This window comes from Thiorhodovibrio frisius, from assembly GCF_033954835.1.
Lineage (GTDB): Bacteria > Pseudomonadota > Gammaproteobacteria > Chromatiales > Chromatiaceae > Thiorhodovibrio > Thiorhodovibrio frisius.
On record NZ_CP121471.1, the window covers coordinates 4,844,464 to 4,865,799 of the forward strand.

15 protein-coding genes are annotated in these 21,336 nt (G+C 62.9%); 7 read left to right on the forward strand and 8 right to left on the reverse strand.

Features of this window, described 5'->3' with window-relative positions; all coding sequences use genetic code 11:
- Positions 1–13 precede the first annotated feature (13 nt).
- Entirely contained in the window at positions 14–637 is a 624-nt protein-coding gene (locus Thiofri_RS22105) for a LysE family translocator (RefSeq protein WP_009148614.1), read from the forward strand.
- A gap of 264 nt (positions 638–901) precedes the next feature.
- Complete coding sequence (locus tag Thiofri_RS22110; RefSeq protein ID WP_009148615.1) at positions 902–1,657, forward strand: competence/damage-inducible protein A; 756 nt, start codon at positions 902–904, stop codon at positions 1,655–1,657.
- A gap of 49 nt (positions 1,658–1,706) precedes the next feature.
- Here the strand turns inward: Thiofri_RS22110 and Thiofri_RS22115 are convergent, their stop codons facing one another.
- The 5 genes from Thiofri_RS22115 to Thiofri_RS22135 all read right to left on the reverse strand — a co-directional run bounded on the left by Thiofri_RS22115 (position 1,707) and on the right by Thiofri_RS22135 (position 6,637).
- Positions 1,707–2,333: an ABC-type transport auxiliary lipoprotein family protein gene (locus Thiofri_RS22115; RefSeq protein WP_009148616.1), complete on the reverse strand. Its 627-nt coding sequence runs from the start codon at positions 2,331–2,333 to the stop codon at positions 1,707–1,709.
- Entirely contained in the window at positions 2,330–3,265 is a 936-nt protein-coding gene (locus Thiofri_RS22120; protein ID WP_143741876.1) for an MlaD family protein, read from the reverse strand. Before Thiofri_RS22120 ends, Thiofri_RS22115 begins: the two co-directional genes overlap by 4 nt.
- Positions 3,266–3,519: 254 nt before the next feature.
- Positions 3,520–4,221: an ATP-binding cassette domain-containing protein gene (locus tag Thiofri_RS22125; protein WP_009148618.1), complete on the reverse strand. Its 702-nt coding sequence runs from the start codon at positions 4,219–4,221 to the stop codon at positions 3,520–3,522.
- Complete coding sequence (locus Thiofri_RS22130) at positions 4,218–5,108, reverse strand: ABC transporter permease (protein WP_009148619.1); 891 nt, start codon at positions 5,106–5,108, stop codon at positions 4,218–4,220. The genes Thiofri_RS22125 and Thiofri_RS22130 overlap by 4 nt, the downstream gene beginning before the upstream one ends.
- Positions 5,105–6,637, reverse strand: coding sequence for a RyR domain-containing protein (locus Thiofri_RS22135; RefSeq protein ID WP_083848463.1), 1,533 nt, complete (start codon positions 6,635–6,637; stop codon positions 5,105–5,107). The genes Thiofri_RS22130 and Thiofri_RS22135 overlap by 4 nt, the downstream gene beginning before the upstream one ends.
- 339 nt (positions 6,638–6,976) lie before the next feature.
- Here Thiofri_RS22135 and Thiofri_RS22140 point away from each other — a divergent pair, with 339 nt between their 5' ends.
- Together Thiofri_RS22140 and Thiofri_RS22145 are read left to right on the forward strand one after the other, a co-directional pair.
- Positions 6,977–8,281, forward strand: a complete 1,305-nt coding sequence (locus Thiofri_RS22140; protein WP_009148621.1) for a hypothetical protein — start codon at positions 6,977–6,979, stop codon at positions 8,279–8,281.
- A 9-nt stretch (positions 8,282–8,290) separates the two neighbouring features.
- Positions 8,291–9,193 carry an EamA family transporter gene (locus Thiofri_RS22145; RefSeq protein WP_009148622.1) on the forward strand — a complete coding sequence of 301 codons (903 nt, stop codon included), beginning with the start codon at positions 8,291–8,293 and terminating at the stop codon, positions 9,191–9,193.
- Between the two features lie 212 nt (positions 9,194–9,405).
- Here the strand turns inward: Thiofri_RS22145 and Thiofri_RS22150 are convergent, their stop codons facing one another.
- Positions 9,406–14,481 carry an nSTAND1 domain-containing NTPase gene (locus Thiofri_RS22150; RefSeq protein ID WP_009148623.1) on the reverse strand — a complete coding sequence of 1,692 codons (5,076 nt, stop codon included), beginning with the start codon at positions 14,479–14,481 and terminating at the stop codon, positions 9,406–9,408.
- 340 nt (positions 14,482–14,821) lie between these two features.
- Here Thiofri_RS22150 and Thiofri_RS22155 point away from each other — a divergent pair, with 340 nt between their 5' ends.
- The 3 genes from Thiofri_RS22155 to Thiofri_RS22165 all read left to right on the forward strand — a co-directional run bounded on the left by Thiofri_RS22155 (position 14,822) and on the right by Thiofri_RS22165 (position 19,237).
- A complete protein-coding gene (locus Thiofri_RS22155) occupies positions 14,822–16,756 on the forward strand; it encodes a hypothetical protein (protein WP_009148624.1) in 1,935 nt (644 codons plus the stop codon).
- A 39-nt stretch (positions 16,757–16,795) separates the two neighbouring features.
- The gene (locus Thiofri_RS22160) at positions 16,796–18,016 is read left to right on the forward strand and encodes a BPSS1780 family membrane protein (protein WP_009148625.1); all 1,221 of its coding nucleotides are present in this window, start codon (positions 16,796–16,798) and stop codon (positions 18,014–18,016) included.
- A gap of 384 nt (positions 18,017–18,400) precedes the next feature.
- On the forward strand, positions 18,401–19,237 hold the full coding sequence (locus Thiofri_RS22165; RefSeq protein WP_009148626.1) for a ParA family protein: 837 nt from the start codon (positions 18,401–18,403) through the stop codon (positions 19,235–19,237).
- Positions 19,238–19,253: 16 nt separating this feature from the next.
- Here the strand turns inward: Thiofri_RS22165 and Thiofri_RS22170 are convergent, their stop codons facing one another.
- Together Thiofri_RS22170 and Thiofri_RS22175 are read right to left on the reverse strand one after the other, a co-directional pair.
- On the reverse strand, positions 19,254–20,180 hold the full coding sequence (locus tag Thiofri_RS22170; RefSeq protein WP_009148627.1) for a chemotaxis protein: 927 nt from the start codon (positions 20,178–20,180) through the stop codon (positions 19,254–19,256).
- Between the two features lie 102 nt (positions 20,181–20,282).
- Positions 20,283–21,152 (reverse strand): M48 family metallopeptidase, encoded by an 870-nt coding sequence (locus Thiofri_RS22175; RefSeq protein ID WP_009148628.1) that lies wholly within the window; start codon positions 21,150–21,152, stop codon positions 20,283–20,285.
- Positions 21,153–21,336: the final 184 nt, after the last annotated feature.

Sequence of the window (21,336 nt, forward strand, 5' to 3'; positions counted from 1 at the left end):
TCGCCCCTACGGGATGACTGAGTTTTTGATCCTTGGCCTGGTCCTAGGGCTCGCCGCTGGTGTCACGCCTGGGCCTTTGTTGACGCTGGTGCTGGCGCAAGCCCTGCGCCATGGCACGGCTGCCGGGGTGCGGGTTGCGCTTGCGCCCCTGATTACCGACCTGCCGCTGGTGTTGGCGACCTGGCTGCTGCTGCGTCAATGGGCGGATTCTGCGACTCTGCTGGGTGCTCTGTCGCTGGTTGGCAGCCTGCTGGTGTTTGGCTTTGGCGTGCAGACCTTGCGCGCGCCGTCACGACTGCCTGACCCCGAGGCAGTGCCGGTTACGACCCACTCGCTGCGCAAAGGTCTGTTGGCCAATGTGCTAAGTCCTCACCCCTATTTGTTTTGGCTGGGCGTTGGCGGCCCGATTTTGACCCGCGCCGCCGACAGCGGAGCGCTGGCACCAGCGGCTTTTCTGCTGAGCTTTTATGGGTTTCTGGTTGGCACCAAGGTGGTGCTCGCGGTGCTTATGGGTCGCGCGCGTGGGCGTCTGGGACAGCGCGCCTATCGCACAGTGCTTGGGGTTCTTGGGCTCGCACTTTGCGCGCTAGCCCTTGGGCTAGCGCGCGACGGTCTGCAACTGCTCGGGTGGTGGTAGACCGAAACCCTTTGAGAGTTCGGCTCGTTCTGGGCCGGGTGACGGCCACGGGGACGCCGTGAATACCACCCTGTAGGCTTCCCGGCGGCATCCCTGATCCGATCAAGGGCCGCCGAGACCCCCGTGGCCGTCACCCGACCCAAAACCAAAAACGAGCTTGCGATTGGTATAGACCGCAGAAGGCAAGCCGAGGACAATCGCGCCCATCGAAACCGCCTGGATTGTCTCTTACGGAAAGTACGGAAAATGATGGAGACCAGCAAGATGAGCACACCACTCGCCTTTGGACTGATTGTGATTGGCGATGAAGTGCTAAATGGCACCCGCACCGATGGCCATTTTCCGGCGCTGCGCGGGCGGCTGCTGGCGCGCGGGCATCAGCTGGCCTGGTACTGGATGTTGCCCGATGACCCGCCGACCATTGAGCGCCACTTGCGGCTGTCTTTTGCCGCTGGCGAGCCGGTTTTTTGCTGCGGCGGCATCGGCGCGACCCCGGATGACCATACCCGCGCCTGCGCTGCCGCTGCGGCTGGCGTACCCCTGGTGCAGCATCCCGAGGCGCGCACCATTATTGAGGAACGCTTTGGCGACGAGGCCTATCCGCACCGGATTCTGATGGCCGATCTGCCCGAGGGCAGCCGCCTGATCCCCAATCCGGTGACGCGGGTGCCGGGGTTTCAGATCAAGCGGCACTGTTTCCTCCCCGGCTTCCCCTCCATGGCCTGGCCAATGGCAGACTGGGTGCTCGACACTCAGTTCGGGAAACCCGGCGAGCAATCGGCACCGCTGGCAGAGCAGGCCGTCGAGGTGCTTGGGGTGCCAGAGAGTCACCTGATCCCCATGATGCAGGCTCTCGGCGCGGAATTCCCGGCGCTAAAGTTGTTTAGTCTGCCGCACATGGGCGAGGATGCGCATATTCGCTTCGGATTTCGCGGTCGCGGTGACCTAGAGAGTGCCATGTCTGCGCTCAAGACACGGCTCGCGGCGGCAAACATGAGCTACCGCGACGCGCGAGCCTGAATCCCGCTTGATGCGAGTCGAGGCCCGCCCTTTCCCCAAACCAGAAAAACTAGCGCAGACCCGATACCTCGGCCACAAAGCGCGACACCGCGCGCGAGCTGGCGCGGTTGAATCCCGCCACAACAGTGTCGAGCGAGGCGCCAGTCGGCAGCGGCTCGCGCTCTTGGATCTCGCCCGTCTTCAAGAGCAGGCGGTCCCGTGGTGAGAGGAGCTGAAAGCTCAGCGACACGGCGGCATAGGGGGTTCCGCCGGTTTGCGGCTCGACCATCTCGAACTGATCGAGCGAGGCGCGCAGGCGTGGATGGGAGAGCGCCCCTTCGGAGCTGTCGCGCCTTGGTGCGGCGACATCCACACGCGGATTCAGCTCGGCGACCAGGGCGCGTTCAAGCACCGTCTCGGGCGATTCTTCCCAGCGACCGGCGCTGAATTCATCGACCCGCACCACCTCACCGACCTCGGCGACCATAATGCCCAGAGAGCCACCCTGGGGGCGATTGGAACGCAGTGGCATCAGCTCAAAACGGGACGCAACGGAACCCGGATCCATGCCAGCCTCTGGCGTAACCACCAGCCGATACATGAATGCAGGCTCTGCCGCCTGAAAGGCGCAGCCGCTGATCAGGCTGACCACAATCAGCGCCAGCGCGACACGCCCGAGAAGTCGTACTTTCGTCATCTTGTTCCTCCGCCCGAGCCGCGCAGGAAGCCAACGGGATCCCGCTCCAGTTCCCAGGTAATACGATTGAGGCCGCGAGTGATAGCAGCGAGATTTTCCAGTGTCTCCTGGCTGCCTCGCCCGGTAGTGGCGATCAATTCCTCGAGCTGCGCGATTGAGCGCGCAAGAGAAGCAATGGTCTCTGGCGTGATCATGCGGTCCACCCGCTCAACCATATCGCCGCGCAATTGTTCGGTCACATCGGCCATGCGGGTGGCGGAATCCTCAAGCGCCGCAGGCAAGCGGTACAGACTCCCCGGCTGGTCGCTCAACATCACGGCCAGACGCTCGTTGTTGCCCCGAACCTCCTTGGCCAAAATCGCGAATTCCGCGATGGTCGTATCCAGCGTGCCCAGCGTCTTTGTGGCGGTGGTCAGGGCGTCGGTACCGGCGTCAATGAGACCGCTAAGACCTGGGCGCATGTCCTCTTCGATGGCCAGCGTGGGGATACAGCCCCCAGAGGCAATCAACTCACCGACGGGCGGTTGCGGGGCGGGACAAGGGTAGATGACCCTGGTCGAGTCCAGGCCATCGGGAGCCTCTGCCGTGTCGCCCGCCGCTGTGCCCGGAAGCTGTTTGATCACCAGTCGTGCCGGCGCAACCGGATTGACCTCCTCGACGTTGAGAAAGGTCTCTCTCGCCGGGAACACCACTGGCGCGACGATTTGAAAGTCGACTCGGAACAACAACTCAGCCGCAGTCTGGACTTGACCGTCGCCAGACTCGAGCGACACCGATGTGACCTGACCAATCTCGAAGCCATTCAGGGTGGCAATGCTGCCAACCTGCACGCCCATCACGTCCGTAGTCAGGGTAAAGTAAGACGCACCGCCCTGGCGCTCGCGCAGGTAACCGACCAGTGACACGACCGCCCAGATTACGAGCAGCAACACGACTGTCCCCACCACGCGATTTTGCAAAGTCAGCGTATTGTGCCGCAATCGATGCCTCCTCTAAGGCGCCCCGCTGTTGGTTCCGGGCTGATCATATAACAATCGCAAATTAATGGTTTTCGGTTTTGGGTCGGGTGACGGCCACGGGGGTCTCGGCGGCCCTTGATCGGATCAGGGACGCCGCCGGGAAGCCTACAGGGAGGTATTCACGGCGTCCCCCGTGGCCGTCACCCGGCCCATAACAAGCCGAAATCTCAAAGGGTATCGGTATACCGAATTGCTGTGCCCTCTGGCAGCAACAACATCCCCCCGGCGTCCTGAGAAAAATCTTCCGGTCGGCTAGTGGTAGCGATAATGGTTGCCACCCGCCCGCTTGGCGGCGACAAAATGCGCACAATCAGCGCCCGACCGGCGGCATCCAGCCCGGCCAGAATATCGTCGAGCAACAGCAGTTCAGGCTGCACCGCCATGACCCGCGCGAGCAGCGCGCGCCGGCGCAGTGCATCGGACAAACGCCCCGGTCTAGCATGCATGATGTCTACCAGGCCAAACTGCGCCAGCAACACCTGGGCGCGAATCATGGCCACACGCCGCGGCAACCGCCGCCCAACCATCAGCGGCAGCAGTAGATTCTCAAGCACCGTGAGTTCGGGCAGCAGCGAATCGCGCTGAAAGACCGCGCCAACCTGCCCCGCCGCCAGCGCCTCGGCAGCGGGTCGCCCGCCAACTTGAATCTCGCCGGCATCGACACTCAGCACCCCGGCCAGGGTTTGCAGCAGGGTGCTCTTACCGCAACCTGCGGGCCCAGTAATCACCAGCAGATCGCCTGCGGCGAGTTGAAAAGACAGATTATCCAGCACCCGGCGCGCTCCACGGCGCACCACCAGCCCGCTGACATCCACGCGCAAACCAATGGCTGCGGCATCCGGCGCGGCTGATTCTGACGCCTTGCTCATCGCCACACCAGCACCGGCAGTTCGGGCAAACGCGAGAGGGCGAAGGACGTATTAACCACCAGCACTACAGTGGCCGCCTTGAGAATGCAGACCATGCTGACCTGGGCCAGGTCGACACGTTCGTCGCCACTGTCCTGAATGCCCTGCACCACGGCCACCGCCACCACCAGCACCGAGGCGGTAAGCAGTTGCAGCCCGATCAGCCCGACTTTCCAGAACACCGGCAGCAGCCTGAGCGCGCCAAAAAAGGTCTCGGTCGGCACGATGCCAATCCATGACAGCGTCAGCCCCGTCGTCAGACCAAAGACAACCATGGCCAGCAGGGCATGCACCATCGAGGCCAGAATGACAGCCAGACAGCGCGGCACCGCATGGAGCATGACCAGATCGACGCCCATGATGGCCATGGAGTCGATCTGGCCGCGATCAACCATTTCCGCCAGGCGAATCGACAAAGGCAGCGCTCCACGCGCAGCCAGCACGCCACTTGCAACGAAGGGAGGAATCTGTTGCACCGTGGCGACAATGACCAGATTGGCCGTGCCCGTCTGCGACAGCAGACCGGAGGCAAAATTCTCAAGTACCAGGGATACGGTCACGCCCAGCACAATGGAGAGCGCCACCACCCGCAGGGCAGGACCAACAAGCAAATCGGCAAGATCGCGGCCCAGCATTAGCCAATGAAAAGCGAAACGATGACGCGCGAAAGACGCTAGGGCGATGAACTCGGCCATGCGCGCGAGCAGCATCACCGCCATGCCGATGATCTCGACCGGGGAGAGTGCTACAACACCGAGCCCGTCGATCAGCCCGAACAGGCGCTCGCGCAAGCCGGGTGACTGGCGGCGCCCCAAAGCTCTGACAGCCAGGCCGGAGCGCACGATCATGAGTGGCCCGCCAAGTGGCGTTCGATCCGCAGACCGCCGCGCTCGGCCACCATGGCTTCGAGCGCCGAGGGCGCTGTGGGCGCGAGCGGGACGTCCTCATCCCAGGTCACTTGACGGCACAGCGCCAGACATTGCAAGAGTGCGGCGCGTCGCTCAGCATCTGCGGCCAGAGACGCAACATCTTGCTGCTCAGACAACCACAAAGACACCGGAAAGCCGAATTGGGCCAGCATGATGCCGACATGGCATTGGCGAGGCTCAGCCGGATCGAGCAGAAACTCCAGCACCGCCGGTGAGCGTTCCTCGGCTGCTCGCGCCAGATCGCGCCGCCAACGCCGCTTCAGCCCGGCATGGCCACCAAGCTCAGGCCAGGCTCCCACCAGCCGCACCTGGGCGAGCGGGCGCCAGCCGATGCCGCCCAGTTGCAGAATAAAGGGGATGGTGGCCACAGCCACCCGGTCTTTCTCGCGCAGGTCTTCAGACAAGTCGTCGTAGGGAATCAGGTCCGGATGCAGCCGGGCGGCATTGTCGCGCGTTGGACCATAAACCCAACCATCGAGCAGCCGATCACTGGCCCAGCGGTCATGTTCCATGCGCGACAAGGGTTCGAGGAAGTCCGGTCGCGACCACAGCGGCGCCTGACTGCCATCGGCCATGAGTGGCTCGGAGGTGGCGATCAGCCCGCCGCAGGCGAGTTTGGCCGCGATGTGCTCGGCCTGGGATCGGTTGGCGATACGATAGGTCTCATCCAGCCGCCGCCAAGGATGCAAGGCCGGGGTCGCGCCGCGCCGCTCGCCGCGTGTCCAGGCATTCTCAAGGAACATTTCATGGATGATGCGCCCGAGACGCTCGCTGTCGAGCTGCGCGGTGGCCGCCGCCTGCTCAGCTGCTCGGCCCGCTCGGCCCATGGGCCGCCCCGAGACCTTGCCAGGCACCGCCACAAACAGCGGCAGCCAGCCAAGCGCCAGCATTCGCCCGGCGATCTGCTCTTGCTGCTCGGATGTTGCAGGCGCAGGTAACAGGGCCAACCCAGAGGCGCCCGTAAATCCGGCTAACAGCGGCTCGATACGCCCTGCGCTCAGTTCCTCGTGGGGCAACGCCAGAAACAACAGCGTGCGCCGCTCAGGCTGAAGGCCATCGCGCTCGGCGAACAGCGACCCGAATACCTCAAGGCTGGCATCGCGCTCGGCCGCCGGAGGTGAATCCAACACCGACAGCACCAATGGCAAGGGTGCATCGAAGGGACGCCCGACCATTCGCCCGATACGATGCAGCAGCGCGACGCAGGCATCGAGTGCCCCAACAACTGCCAGATCCAGTTGCCCCTCGCGCACCTCAATCAGGTTGGGAATCACCCGATTCACCGCCGCCCCAGCCCACAAGTGCGCGTCCAGTCGCGCAGTGACGCCTGGCATGGGGTCTTGGTTGGATTGATGATCGGAAGTCTTCGCGCGGGCACGAATGAGCGTAGGGGATTCCCGTCCGCGCCGTCCAAGCCGCCATCGGTTGCCAGTCCAGGCTGCCAGCATGATCGTCTTTACCCAGGCATATTGGGACAGAGGGCCCAAGCCTCGCCCTCGCAACGGCCTTTTGGCGTTAAGTCTAGCATGCCCGCCCCTCGCCTTCCTCAGTGGACAACTGAAAACCGATACCAACTATCATTTTACGACACAATGCGCAGATACTTCTTGAATAAAACACACCAAGCGAGCTAAGCTCCTAGAATGCACAACAATCCGCACCATGTTCGGGACAATGCACGCGCAAGTTCCTAACCATCGCACGCGCAACCGGCATTGGCGCCTCAGATGACGACTTGCCGCCGCCCCGACCCTTTCGCCAGGCTCTTTCCTCCCAAGGTAGAGCAAATGCCTACCGCCTGGCATCATCTGCGTGTGCCTAGCGCACCAGCAGCCTTCCAACTGCGCGCCGATGAAACTCAGGGCCCACCCAAGCAGCGCTTTCTCCGACGCACCATTCTTGCCTGGGACTGCCCGACCCCATCACCCGGAGCGCAGAACCAGGATCAGCTGGCGCTGATCGACAAGGCACTGCCCCACGCCCACCTCGACCTGATGCTGAGCGAAGCCTCGGCAACCCCCAAACCCACTGCGGCGGCGGTGCTCCCCGTCACCGGGCGCTTGCTGTGGCGCAGCGCGCTTGAGTTTGTGCGCTTTGTCTCGCAGCCCGGCCCGCGACAGGCGTTCCAGCTAGACGGCGGGCGCCTGATGCTGGCCTTAAACTGCGACCCCTACACAACGGATCGTGAAAGCGTGCAGGCGGCCAAGCAATTCCATCTGCACCTGCTCTACTGGAGCGCCCGCGAGCTTGAAGCCATCGCCGCGCCGCTGCCGCTCAGCGCCACCACTGATCCGCGTAAGCGACGCCAACTGGTCGATCCACTGAGCTTTCTCGCTGGGCCACTAATCGCCTCCGCACTCGAGGATATAGATTTTGCCGCAATTGGCGGGCGCCTACTCAGGATGGACGATCAAGCCGTCGTGCGCGGCGAACGCCCGCCAGGTTGCCTGATTGAACTACCCGACTGGAAGGTGCTGGGCGAGCCGACCTTCGAGCCCCTGATGCGGAGCATTCATCAGCGCCTCGCGCGGCTCTCCGCAGGAATTTGCCAAGCGGTTGTCGGCCAAGACGAGCCGCCGGCTCCCTGGCACCGCCATCGGCTGCGCCCGGCACACCAGCGCCATACCGCGTTGCAAGCACTGGGGCTACCGGAGCCAGTGGCGGCATCGCTCGACACCCTGACCAGCAACCTGCGCAACCTGTCGCCTGCCACAGCAGCAAGGCTTCAACGTGCCAGCCCGGCAACACGCAAGCATTGCATGAGCTTGAATCAGCCCTGTTATGGCATCAACCTCTACGCGCCCCAAGCCAATACGGCAGAAACTCCTGTGATGGCCGGCAGCCCGGTGTATCTGCTGCTGTCGGCAAAACTCTTCTCCGGTATTGGCTGTGCCGGCCTCTTACCCATTGGCCAGGTGCCAAGCGTGCGTGTGATTCGCGGCGCGGGAACGTTCAGCGCAGAGGATTGGCAGGCGCGCGCCGCCTGGCAACACGCCTTTGCCGAGCATTTACGCCAGTCACTTGCAGATCAACCGGGCCTGCACATCGACCCGCCCAAGCGACTGCGCAACCTCACATCTGGATGGTGCTAGGGTCCTACCGTGGAACTTGCCGGCTACGCACATTTCTGGATTCTGTTTTCGCTGCTGTCGGCGTTTTTTCACGCATCCCGACTCGCGGTCACCAAGCATTTAAGCTTCAGCTTCTCGGCGCAGGCACTCACGCTCTACGTCAATCTGACCAGCCTGGTCGTGACTGTGCCGCTCATTGTCTGGTATCACGACTTTCCGCTTGAGCAACCAGCCTATGTTGGCGCCGTGCTTTTTGGCGGCCTGCTATCGGGCTTTGGCGGCTGGGCGCTAAATGTCGCCATTCAGCGCGGCGAGATTTCGCTGGTTGGCCCGATACTGACCCTGACCCCGGGCTTTGTGGTCTTGATCGAGTGGCTGATCACTGGCCAGTTGCCGAGCCTGCCCGGTGCCTTAGGACTCGCGCTTTTGATGTTTGGCAGCTATGTGATCAGCTTGGAACCCGGCGTCAAAAGCTGGTCGGCACCATTGGTGACGCTGGTGACCAACCCCGGCAGCTTGTTCACCCTGGCGGCGGCGCTGTGCTTCGCGGCGGCCTCGACCTTTGGGCGCGTGGCCATTCAGTTATCTGATCCGCTCTCCTTCGCAGTCATGGTGGCGCTGATTAATCCGTTGATTCTGTTTGCCATCTTCAGCCTACAGAAGCGCGACTTTTACAACGAAGTGCTCTCGCCTGAGGTGCTGCGTCACGCCCGCCCGCTCTTGGGGCTTGGCCTGCTGTTCGCCCTGATGCGGGTCGCGGACCAGATTGCGCTCAGCCTGACGCTCGCCTCCTACGCCATGGCCGTGAAACGCTCAGCGGGGCTGTTCGCCGTGGTTCTCGGGCGCTGGCTTTATCGCGAAGAGCGTCTGCTGGCGAAAATCACCGGCACCCTGATCATGTTGGTCGGGCTGCTCTTGCTCACCTTTTTGTGATTGGCTGAGGATACCAATCGCAAACTGATTTTTGGTTTTGGGCCGGGTGACGGTCGCGGGGGTCTCGGCGGCCCTTGATCCGATCAGGGACGCCGCCGGGAAGCCTACAGGAAGGTATTCACGGCATCCCCCGTGGCCGTCACCCGGCCCAGAACGAGCCGAAATGCCAAAGGGTTTCGGTATCGCACCGCCCCAACCAGCGCTGAATCATCTCAATCGTCGTCGCCAGTCGCCGTCGCGGCCTTGGCGTCCGCAGCGCTCACCTGGTTGTCATTCTTAAAGCGGTAAGCCTCTTTCAACAAGGCCAGGCGCGCCCGATCCGGTCCCCAATCGCTGACTAGCTTGGCATCCGCCAGGGTATCTTCGCGCCACAGGCGCCACAGGATCGCAGCATTATCCCAGTAGGCACCCGCCACATAACGGCCACCGGGGCTGAAAGCGGCAAAGGCCGCTCCGCCGCTATTCGCCTGCAAGGGCAGAAAATCACTCAACTGCTGGACCTCGCCCAGAGTCCGGTCGGCGGATGGCGCCTGCCACACGCGCAGGGAGCCATCGCGCGCGGCGGTCAGCAGCCAGCGACCATCATTCGGGCTAAAGGCGGCATGGTAGACGCGATCCTGATGGCCATTCAGCACGGCCAGGGGCTGACCGGTGCGCGTCCAAAGACGCGCCGTTTTATCCAGCGAAGAGGTGAGGAGACGCTCACCATCCGGCGAGTAGGCAACACTATAGAGCCGCGCGCTATGTCCGCTGACGTGCTCGAGCTGACCACAGTCGCCTTCGCCCAAACCAAGTATCGCCAGGTCGTTGGATTCGCCGGCGATGGCTAGCGCGCCACCATCGGGTGCGATAGCCAGGTCGCTGATCGCCCCTACATCGGCCGCGCGCGCGCAGACCTGGTGCCAGGTGCCGGCCTGATCCACGCGTAACACCAGCACCCGACCGGCGTCGTCGCCAACCGCGACCAGGGTGTTGGTACCAAGCGCTCGCACCGCGGCGGCTTCAGTCGCCACGCCCGGCTGTTCAAGCAACGCGATGCCTGCGATGGGCTCGCAGGATCGGGGATCGAACAGGCGCAGGGGTCGCAAGGGGTCATCGGAGGTTGCCAATAGCCAGCGCTCATCCGGAGCGAAAAGCACCTGAAAGACCTTGCCGGCGCCACGCTCATCGGTGCTGGTACTGCTCCGCTCGGCAACCTCGAGCTGGCACGAACGCCCGGTGAGAAGATCGTAAAGACTCGCGCTGCCGTCGAAACGGGCTGCTGCCAGGCGTTTTCCACTCGGCGAGAAGCGCACCCGACGCACCGGGCGAATATCCTCTGGTGCCACGGCCCCGGCAGCCGTTCCGTGCTGCGGGAAACTGTAGCTCAACTGGGGCGGCTTGGCGTCGCGCTCGTAGCGCCAGACTTGCACCCGCCCGTCATAGCCACCGGTCGCGAGCCACACCGGAGCAGCAGCGGCGCTGTCGGCAGGATCATCCTCCCCCAGGAGTTCCGCAGGGACCGCTGCCATGTCCAAGTGCCAGACATGATTGGCTGGATCAGGATGCCGCAGCCCGAAGGCGAGACGTGACACAGGCACGACATTCCACAGTCGCAGGGAGCCATCGCGCACTGAATGGCTGAGCACACGCCCAGCCGATGCCGCGAAACGCGCCCAACTCAATGCCGCGTCATGTCCAAAAACCGCCAGTGGCTTGCCGGTCGCAAGACTCCAAAGCCGCGCGGTGCCGTCGAGCGAAGCGGTCAACACCAGAGTGGGCCGCACCTCGGCGACCTGGCGGTCGGACGCATCCTTAGGCGGCAGGGTCAGGGCCACCTCCACGCTCACAATGCTGAGTTCATGATGCCCAAGCACGACCGCCTGCGGCGGATCACTCAGCGACCAGCGCACTACCTGTCCCTCGTCATCCACCGCAACCAGTGAGCGCCCGTCGGGGGCGAAAGCGAGATCGCGCACGGCGCTGTTGTGAATTTGCACCTGCCGACCATCAATATCGACGCTTTTGAGCGCGACGATCAGGTTTCCCTCCAAGTCGAACAATCGGACTTGCTCATCGGCGGCGGCAATGCCGATGCGCTCGCCCGCCAGATCGAAGATCGCCCGATTGAAGGGCCGCCCGGTCGGCCCATCGAGAGGCAAGGACAGCCGCACCGGGTCCTCGCCAGCGGGCGTATCCAGATCGATCAAGTGCGTACGCCCAATCGAGGAGGCCGTGAGCAAGGCCGAGCCATCGGGTGAAAAGCTCAGGCCGCGCAATTCCTGTTCTTCCAGGCCGTAGTTCAGCAGCACCTTGCCGGACTCGGTCAGATCCAGCACACAAACTCGCTGATGCGCGCCCTCGCCCGGCACTGCCAGCGCAAGACGCTGGCGCGCGGAGTCCAGCGCCAAGCTGCTGCCAGCGACGGCGCCGCAAGGATAGTCAGGCACATCGCCGGCAAAAGCTGGCAATCGATAGACACCGTCCTCGGCAATGCCAAAGACCTCGTCTGTCTCAAGGGCCATCACCAGTGAGTGAACACCTAAGCTGCCGTCGCTCAGCACCGCCGGATCGGCGGGGACAAAGCTTCCATCACTCAAGCGCCAGCGTCGCGCGCCCTGTCCCGGTTCCAGGGTCGCCAGCAGATCGCCTGCTGCATTGGCTGCGGGTTGCGAGGGCTGACTGAGCGAGGGCGAGGGCGCGGCGGTCATGGCGATGAGCCGATTGCGGCTAAAGGCATCGCTCAAGGTGCGCACGGACGCAGCCGGCAGATCGACGCCAGCCGCCAACGCCCTGCTGACAGCCTGCGGCGTATTGCCGCCACGACTCTGCAAGTCGGCCTCCTTGAGCTGCACCCCGTGCATCGCCAAACGGGCATCCTCGGATTTGCGCTGGGCAATCCAGGCTGCGGTGCTGGCCGTGACCACCAGCAGCACCAGCAGCAGTCCGAACGCCCGCACCAGACGATTGCGCCGGCGCACAAAAGCCAAATAGGCCGCAGTCTGCTGCAGAAACTCACACTCCAGTGGCTCTAGCTCGTCGGGAAAAGCCTCGGCAAACCGCCGCACAGCGGCAAATCCAGCCTCACCGAAGAGATACTCCCGATTACAACTAGTGCGTTTCCACAGCCGTGCCTGCCGGCTCAGTTGCTCGCGCAGGCGCAGCAACGCGCGATTGTCCGGGTCGCTCAGCCAATCGCGAATGGGTTGCCAACGGCTGAGTAGCACCGGGTGAGCGACACTGACCACGCCTTTGTAGTGACTGAAATCGATCGTCTCGGCAACCGCCCCGGCATCGGCCTGCACTGAGTCGCCTGCTGATTGCTGCATAGGCGCATCCGTGGCGAACCCAGAGCGGTCGGAAGCGCCAGGCACGGAAGCCACTGGAGCGACTGCCAGAGGATCGGCGGACGGAGCCACGCGCGCGCCCTTATCTCGCGCCCTGGCGTCGCGCCCCAGGCGCCAGAGCGCGTGCACCGATTTGAGCAAGGAGTAATTGGGGTGCTCACAGATCGCCGTCAGACTGGGGTCGCACTCGGCCTCGCTAGTAAGCAGGCGCGCGGCGACCATGGCCGTCAGCAGGCGCCGGGTTTGAAGGTCCTGCTCGAGCACGGTCAAATCGCCCATGCGCGCCTGGGGCTGACCATTATTGTCGAGCACCAGGAGCGCCCGGCACAGCCTCGGCAAGGCCGCGCGCGCGGCTTCGTCCAGGTTGTCCCGCCAGAGCGCGTCGGCCTGGCTCAGGACCTGACCGGCTAGCCCGCCCTGTGTGCACCAGTGCTCCAGGCTCAGGCGCAGGGCGTTATCGTCGGCCGGGGCGCCATCACGGGCGTTCAAATAGGCCGCGTGCAATAGCGCCTGCAAGGGCGGCGCCCACTGGCGCAACCGTCCGGCTTCGGCTTCGATCAGCTCAATCAAGCCCCGGCCGGGGCCGTTGGCCTGATCCTCGAACTCAATCCCGGCAATACGCGCCGGAATTTCGACGATCTGGCGGATACGCGCACCCGGCAATGGCTCCAGGCGCTGCCAGGCCGACGCATCAAGCATGGCGGCAAGCGCCGGTAGCCGCGGCAGATGGCGCAGGGCATCGCTGCGCATTCCGACCAGCACCCAAATCTCGCCGCTGCGCGCAAGCTCCGCCAGCGCCTGAGCGAAAAGCCGCAGTTTCTGTTCGCCCGCCTCTTGCGCGACGGGATCTTCGCTGTCCGCTTCCTCTGGTGCATCAAAAAGCACATCCAGGGGATCGACAATGATCGCCAGACGCACCTGACCCTCGAGTATCTGCACCCGGGCCGAGTGCTGCAACGCGGCACTGAGCTGGCGCGCACCAACCGCTGGGTCTTGCGCCAGCAAGGTGGCAAGGGCTGGCGCATCCAGCCCGAAGCCGCCCAGCGCATCGCCCAGGCAGCTCTCGGCGCACAGGGATTCCGCCAGGGCAACCAGGGGGTCTTGCGGCAAGCTAGGCGGACTGACCAGACAGCAGCGCACTGCGGCGATGCGCTCCACGCGGAAGGGGCGCGTGAGCCGCGACACCATGCCGGCGCGCAACAGCGAGGTCTTGCCGCTACCGCTAGGCCCGCTCAGCAGCACCACCCCGGCGCCGGCTTCAGCGCGGGCCTGGAGACGCTCGGTCAGCTCCCGCAGTTCGGTCTCGCGACCGGTAAAGACCCGCTCATCGCCGGGCTCAAAGGCTTGACAAGCGCGGAAGGGGCTACCGCGCCACTGATGCTCGCCAGCGGCCGCGCGCCGCTCCGCGCTCACCCGCCGATTGAGCAGCTTGCGCAACTGTCCCTCGATCAGCTCGCGAAACTGAGCATCGCCGTCGAAGGTACGGAAAGCGCGCCTGAAGGTGTTGTCTTCGTTGAAAAAATGGGAGCGAAAAAAGTCCTCGAGCCGACGCCGATCAGTGATCGCCTCCTGCGCCTTCTCGGCGTCGGTGATATCGACCAGCTTAGAGGTCGCCTTCTTGAAGACCAGCACCTCCGGCAGGCCTTCGTCGTCGGAATTGGTGACCGCATCGATGAATTCCCACTCGGTTCCAGTCATGCCGTGATAGGGGTCATCGGGCAATGGCGAGCCCAGCCGCGTCCACAGGATAACCAGAACGATTTCGCATTCCGATGGCTGGGTGAGCCCGGCCTGAAAGGTGCGATCTGCGGTCAGGGCTTCTTCTTCCCACAGAATCGCGCGCAGCGGAAAATAAGGCAGATACTCCTGCGCCAGGCGCTCAACCACGTCCTTGACAATCGCGCGCTCGTGATCAACATCCGTGGGCGAGGATACGAAAATGCGAACCTGATCGTCTTTCATCGCGTTGCGCCTGCAAGCCAGTCAAAAATTGATGTAGCGAAACCCTTTGAGATTTCAGCTTGTTCTGGGCCGAGTGACGGCCACGGGGACGCCGTGAATACCTCCCTGTAGGCTTCCCGGTGGCATCCCTGATCCGATCAAGGGCCGCCGAGACCCCCGTGGCCGTCACCCGACCCAAAACCGAAAATCAGTTTGCTATTGGTATCACACCCATCTTCAATGACACCGAATTGCAGTGACAAAGTCGACACCCAACCGGCATCTCGCGCTAGAATGCCACAGCGATGCGATGGCAGCAGCGACCTAGCGGAGTGAACCGGGGAGTAAACTGGGGGTTGTCATGATTCAGCGCGAAAGTCAGGACGCCGAGCGCATGGGAGAACTCATTCTAGCGGCGGTCGACGAAATCTTCCGCGACCAAGACCTACAGCGCTTCCTTAACTGGGCGCGTGATGCCATTCCCAGGTTCCTCGAGGTCGACGAGACCGAGTTGACAGCCGAGGAACTCAATCGCCTCGGCGCCCTACTCGGGATCGCCATCTGGAACGCAACACCCTTGCCCGCGCAGGGCTACCAGTTGCGGCCGGTCCCCACTCCCTCTGCCGAGCAACCCTGCCTGTGCGGCTCCTCCCGCCCCTTTGCCGATTGCTGCGCGCAGGCCGGCGACCTGCCGGAAATGCCAACCGACCTGGTCTGGGAACTGCTGCTCGACAAACTCGACGATAGCGCCGTCCAGGATGCGATCAATCACCAAGCCATCCCTGAGCATCTGCTATCACAGGTTGCTGATCGCTGGCTTGACAATGATCGTCCCGGCCGCGCCGCGCACCTGCTCGAACCCCTATTTGACCGGGATCTCCAAGAACTCGACGGCCGCTATGAGGGCGCGCTCGATGCGCTTTGCGACGCCTACGAGACACTGGACTTTCGCAACAAACGCCAGAGCTTTCTGCGCCGGGTGACAGAAACTGCCGGGCGGGAACTGCAAGCCGCTGCCTGGCAGCGCATCAGCACCAGCCACATCGACGACGGCCAGTTTGCGCAGGCGCACGTCGCCTTCGAGCAGGCCCTGCGCAGCGCACCAGACAGTCCAGCCAATGCCCTGCTCGAAATCACCCTGCTGGCGGCGCAGCATCGCGACCAACTCGCGCGCGAGCGTGCCCGCTTCTGGCGCGGCAAACTGCGGCGCAATGGTCTGGGCAGCGAGCGCACGCTCGATTTTCTCACCCACGCCATCACCGATCCTCAAGATGCGCTGGCGGCCACCCATGCTGACGCCATGGACCCCATGCTACTCAAATTGCGCGACTGGATCGAAGCACACCACAGGCGCCCGCTGCCAACCTATGGTTTCGAATGCCCGCGCGGCAGCGCTAGCCTGGTTCTGGACGAACAACTGTCGCTGTTTGCCGAACAGGACCTGCCCCTGCCGCCGGGCACCGCCCCCAACGCGCCAAGCGCCAGCCTGACGCCACCGGCCACCCTAAAACGCATCGAGCGCGCCTGGCATCGCAGCTTCACCGCTTCCAAGCCCCTGGCCACCCAACTCAGTTCGCTTGACGATGGCAACATCTGGGAGAGCGACGGCTGGCTGAAGTTTCTCGACCACCATCCGCAGGCCATCGACAGCCTTGACATCCTCGATGACCTGGCCAGCGCGATTGAGGAACACCCCGAAAGCCGGCTGCCCTGGCTTCGCGTCCGGCTGCTGCGACCGATCTTTCAACGTGCCCAAGCCATTTTAGAGCACAGCGTGGCAGCCCATGGCCGACATCGGCTACCCTGGTCAATCTCGGACAATCGCCCGCTGCTGCGCCTGCTTCTAAGATTTTCCCAGCAGCGCGCTGAAGAAGGCCCGCCCGCCGCCGCCGGGGCCCTGCTCGAGCAACTGCTCAACCTCAACCCCGAGGATGACTTCGGTATCCGCACCGAACTCATGAACCACTATCTGCGCCAGAAAGAGGACGAGAAGGCCGTGGCCTTAGCCCGCCGATTCCCGACTGATGTGACCGCCGAGCTTGCCTATGGCGAAGTACTCGCACTCTACCGCCTGGGACACACCGAACGCGCTGCGGCCATCTTGCACGACGCTTTCGGGCGCCTGCCGCGCGTACCGCGCTACCTGATGCGCAAGCGCATTAAGCGCCCACCGCTTGACCAGAGCCACAGTACCCCCGGCAGCGACGACCAAGCCTGGCTGTACCGCGAAGCCATGCGCGACGTCTGGGTTTCCGAGCCCGGGCTGCTCGCCTGGATGAACAAACAAACCGCATGAGCAATCTCACTTGAGCAAGCCCTGCCGCAGGTAACCACCATGAGCAAACTCTGTACCGTTGTTTTCACCGGCCAATTACAGCCTGGCAGCGACCCGGAACAGGCAGCCAAAAAATTCGCGTCCGTCTTCAAGGTACCAGAGGACAAGGCTCGCAGACTCATCCGTGACGGCCAGGAGAAAGCGCTCAAGAAAGACGTCGACCCGGCAGCGGCTGCTCACTACCGCGAGATTCTAGACGAGATCGGCCTAATCACCCGGATCGACACCGGCGCGGGTAGCGGTACCCCATCGCTGGGAAAAGGCTGCCCCAAATGCGGCTCTAGCCGCGTCGAAAATGGCGTATGCAAAAGTTGCGGCGTCTTGGTCGACGCCTACCTGGCCAATCAGACCGCCGAGCGCAAGGCGCAGAGCGCGCCTCTGGGCTCCCCGAGCACCGGTCCGTCCGCACCACCACCGCATCCGGGCAGCAGCCCGGGCACAGCCCCGCCACTGCCGGGTTACCGGGCCGGAATGACTTCGGGTCAGCCACCCGAGCCCGAGTCTGTGCCAATGGGCCATGGTCTGGGCTGGATCGGCGCCGGGTGGGCTTTGTTCAAACAAGCCCCCCTCGCCTGGATTGGCGCCCTAGTCCTGCTCCTGCTGATTAACCTCGCGCTTGCCTTTGTGCCGCTCATCGGCAGCATCGCATCGGTGCTCATTGGCCCCGTCCTCATTGGCGGACTGATGGCGGGCGCCCATGAACAGGCCAGCGGCGGCCAGTTTCGCGTCAATCATCTGTTCGAGGGCTTCAGCAAAAATACCGCCTCCCTGATCGGGGTAGGCGGACTCTACATGCTCGGCTCCATCATCCTGACCATTCTGACCATTCTGATGGTAGTCATCCTGGTCAATTCCGCCATGCCCGGCGGGATGGGTGTCCAGGCGCTCGACGCCAATCCCGAACTGCTGCTGCAAGCCCTGGACGCGAACCTCGTGCTGCTGTTTTTGCTCATCATGGCCCTGTTGGTCCCGCTAATGATGGCTTACTGGTTTGCCCCCGCACTTGTCATGCTAAAGGGCCTGGGCGCTGTTGCCGCGATGAAATTGAGCTTCCTCGGTTGCCTGAAAAACGTCCTGCCCTTTCTAATCTACGGCCTTGTCAGCGCCGTGCTAATGGTCCTTGCCCTCATCCCCTTCGGACTTGGCCTGCTGATCTTATCCCCCATCCTGATCGCGTCCATGTACGCCGCCTACCGCGATATCTTCCAGACCACTCGCTGACGCACCTCCAACGCCCTCTGCCAAGAATCACAAGTCATCTGGTTTTCGCTTGCACTCATGCCTCGCTGCCCCAAACAGGGGAGCGAGTGCATGGCTGTCGTTGTCGAATCACTGGCGGCAATGAACTTGCGAAACACCGCGCTCAGACAGATGGCATGCAATTTGCTTAAGCTATCTTAAAGCTGCCGAAGGTGCCGATATTTTGACAGTGCGACTTCCGCACCAATCAAAACAAAGCGCTTCGTTGCAAGCACTCGCACAGCTTTCGACTAAACTTGATGGGCGGGTATGGATTAGCTGGGCAACCGAGCGTCGCGCACGCTTGGCGCGCTCTCACATCTTGGCTGCCATTTTGCTCAAGACGCCAACATCTCTGGAGGTTCCATGGAGATCTGGACTATTGCCAACCTCAAAGGGGGCGTTGGCAAGACGACAACAACGGTAGCCCTCGGCGGGCTACTAGCGGCATGGGGGTTTCGCACCCTGCTAATTGATGTCGACGCGCATGCCTCGCTGTCGGCCTACTTTGGCTATGATCCCGATGAGCTCGAGTTCAGCAGCTACGATTTATTCCTGGCGACAGCCGAACGTCGAAACATTGACATCCGCCAACTGATCTTCTCAACCGATAACCCGCGTCTGGACCTCATTCCGGCCACCACGGCACTGGCCGGGCTGGACCGGCAATCCGGACGGCTCGACGGGCTTGGCCTGGTGCTCAAGCGGGCGCTGCCGCCGCTGGCAGCCAAATATGACCACATTCTGATCGACTGCCCGCCAGTCCTGGGTATCCTGCTGATCAACGCACTTGCGGTGTGCGACAAGCTGATCATTCCGGTGCAAACAGAGTTCCTGGCGATGAAGGGACTTGAACGCATGCTGCGCACCATGAACATGGTCCTGCGGGTGCGCCAGAAACCGCTGAGTTACACCATCGTGCCGACCTACTTCGACCCACGCACCCGGGCGTCGATCGAGAGCCTGGCGCAACTGCGACGGGATCACCCCGACCACCTGTGGCACGGCTATGTGCCAGTCGATACCCGTTTGCGCGACGCGAGCCGCGCGGGAGTGCCGCCATCCTTTTATGATCCGCGCTCACGCGCAGTCGCGGCCTATACGGATCTGCTCGAAACTCTGCGCCGCGACTCACCCATTGCGCCCCCTGTGCCGGCCCCACCGCCCAGAGTGCAGCCGGCTGTCTCAATGGCCGCGACCTGACACGCTGGGTTTCGCGCTAGTGGCCTTCTTCCTTTGCCTCCAGATGATCGAGCACCACGCGGGCGAGATCGTCGGGATGGTATTTCTGGATGAACTTGTTCGCCCCGGTGCGCTCGACCATATCGATGTTGAACACGCCGCTAATGGATGAGTGCAACAGAATATAAATATTGTTAGTACCCGGATTGGCGCGAATTTGAGTGGTGAGTTCGTAGCCGTCCATCTCCGGCATTTCAATATCGGAAATCACCATGAGAAAATGGCTTGCGATATCAATGCCGTCCGCCACCATCTGCTCGATCAACTCCAACGCCTGACGACCATCGTTCATCAGGGTGCACTCGATGCCAAGCTGCTCGAGCGCGCGCTGAATCTGATGGCGCGCCACAGATGAGTCGTCGATCACCAGCACCCGCCGGCCCTGGGCGACTTTCCCTTCGGTCAAGCCTGCGGAGACATGGGTGCTTGCATGCACCACCTGATCCAGAACCTTCTCGACGTCGAGAATCTGAATCAGCTCCTTCTCGACCAGAGTGACGGCCGTGGCATAGGTATCACGGCCGAGCCTGCGCGGCATCTGCTGAACCTGATCCCACTTGGTGTGAATGATGCGCTCCACCCGGCGGATCAGAAAACCATGCACCGAGCGGTTGTACTCCGTAATGATGATGTGGCCTTTTTGCGGCTCTTGCAGCGGCGGGAGTTGCATCGCCAGCGACAAGTCCAGCACCGGCATGGTGCGCCCGCGCAGGGTTGCCACACCCAGCACCAACGGATGCGAGCCCGCCATTTTGGTCAGCGGCTGCCAGGGCACCACCTCCTGCACCTTAAACACATTAATGCCGTAAAGCTGCGTATGGTCGAGCCGGAATAGCAACAGCTCCAGGCGGGTGCCAGCCGCGCGGTTGATTTCAACGGTCGAGCCGTAATCAGTCTGAGTCATCAGCAGTCGCCCAAGTGTTTGGGTTTAAGAACTTCAATCGCTCGTTTGAGGGTTCCGCAGGTACTGGCCGCGTCTCACGGCTGACCAGATCAGGCAGCCGGCTCAGCGGAAGCGTCCCCCATAGGCTTGCATTTCGCGCACTGTCTCATCCCAGCGCGCCAGGCGCTCAGCCGGGTCGGGGTGGGTATCGAAGGAATGGCGCTCGCCATGCTCGGTGCGCCCGGCGCGGGCGAGCTTGGCCCACATGGTGCGCGCCTTGCGTGGATCATAGCCGCCGCGCTCGAGGATATAGGCAGCGAGATAGTCCGCTTCATTCTCCTGATCCTTAGAGTATCTGAGTTGCCCGATCACTGCGCCCACACCGGCGCCAAGCAGGGCAGAATCGGTGATGCGCGCTGAGCGCTGACCGCTGTCATAGCCGCCGCCGGAGGTGGCTGCTGCACCCAGAGCACCCATCAACAAACCACCAACTAGGGCGCCGCTCATGGCGTTCATTTTGGTCTCGGAGATATGGTTGGCGGCATGGTGGGCCATTTCATGGGCAATCACCATGGCGATTTCCTCCTCGCTGTCGGCATAGCTCAGCACGCCTTTCTGGATCACGATGGTGTCGGCACCGGCGGCAAAGGCATTCAGCGCCGGGTCGTTGGAGTAGCGCAGATCCCACTGGCAATTGTCCTCGCCCATCTGATAGCAGAGATCGCGTGCACCGGGCTCGAGCCGATTGAAAATGGCGCGCACTTTCGCCTCGGCCGCCCGATCATTCAAGCGCCGCTCGTGAGGCGGCGGCGTGCCGCGAATTTCCTGATCCGCCTGCGCCACAGCAGCCTCGCTGACCGGCTGCGACAGATGCACCGGCGTGGCGCAGGCGCCGAGTAGGAGCGTGAGCAAGGACGCCGTCACCAGGGCCGAGCGACGCCGGCTGGCATGAACGCATTGGTGCCGAGCTTGATTAAAGGTAGATTGATTCATCAGTAAAAACCGACAGGTAGAAAACTAAAACCGCTCGGGCCAGCGCCGGGCACCATGCAAAACACGCAGAACGAGAACAAGATCACCAACGACACGATAAGCCACAATTTAGGAGGTTCCGCTGATCACCAACTCGCGGGTATCCCTGACTCTGCCCAAGCGACCAATGGACGGATTTTGCGTC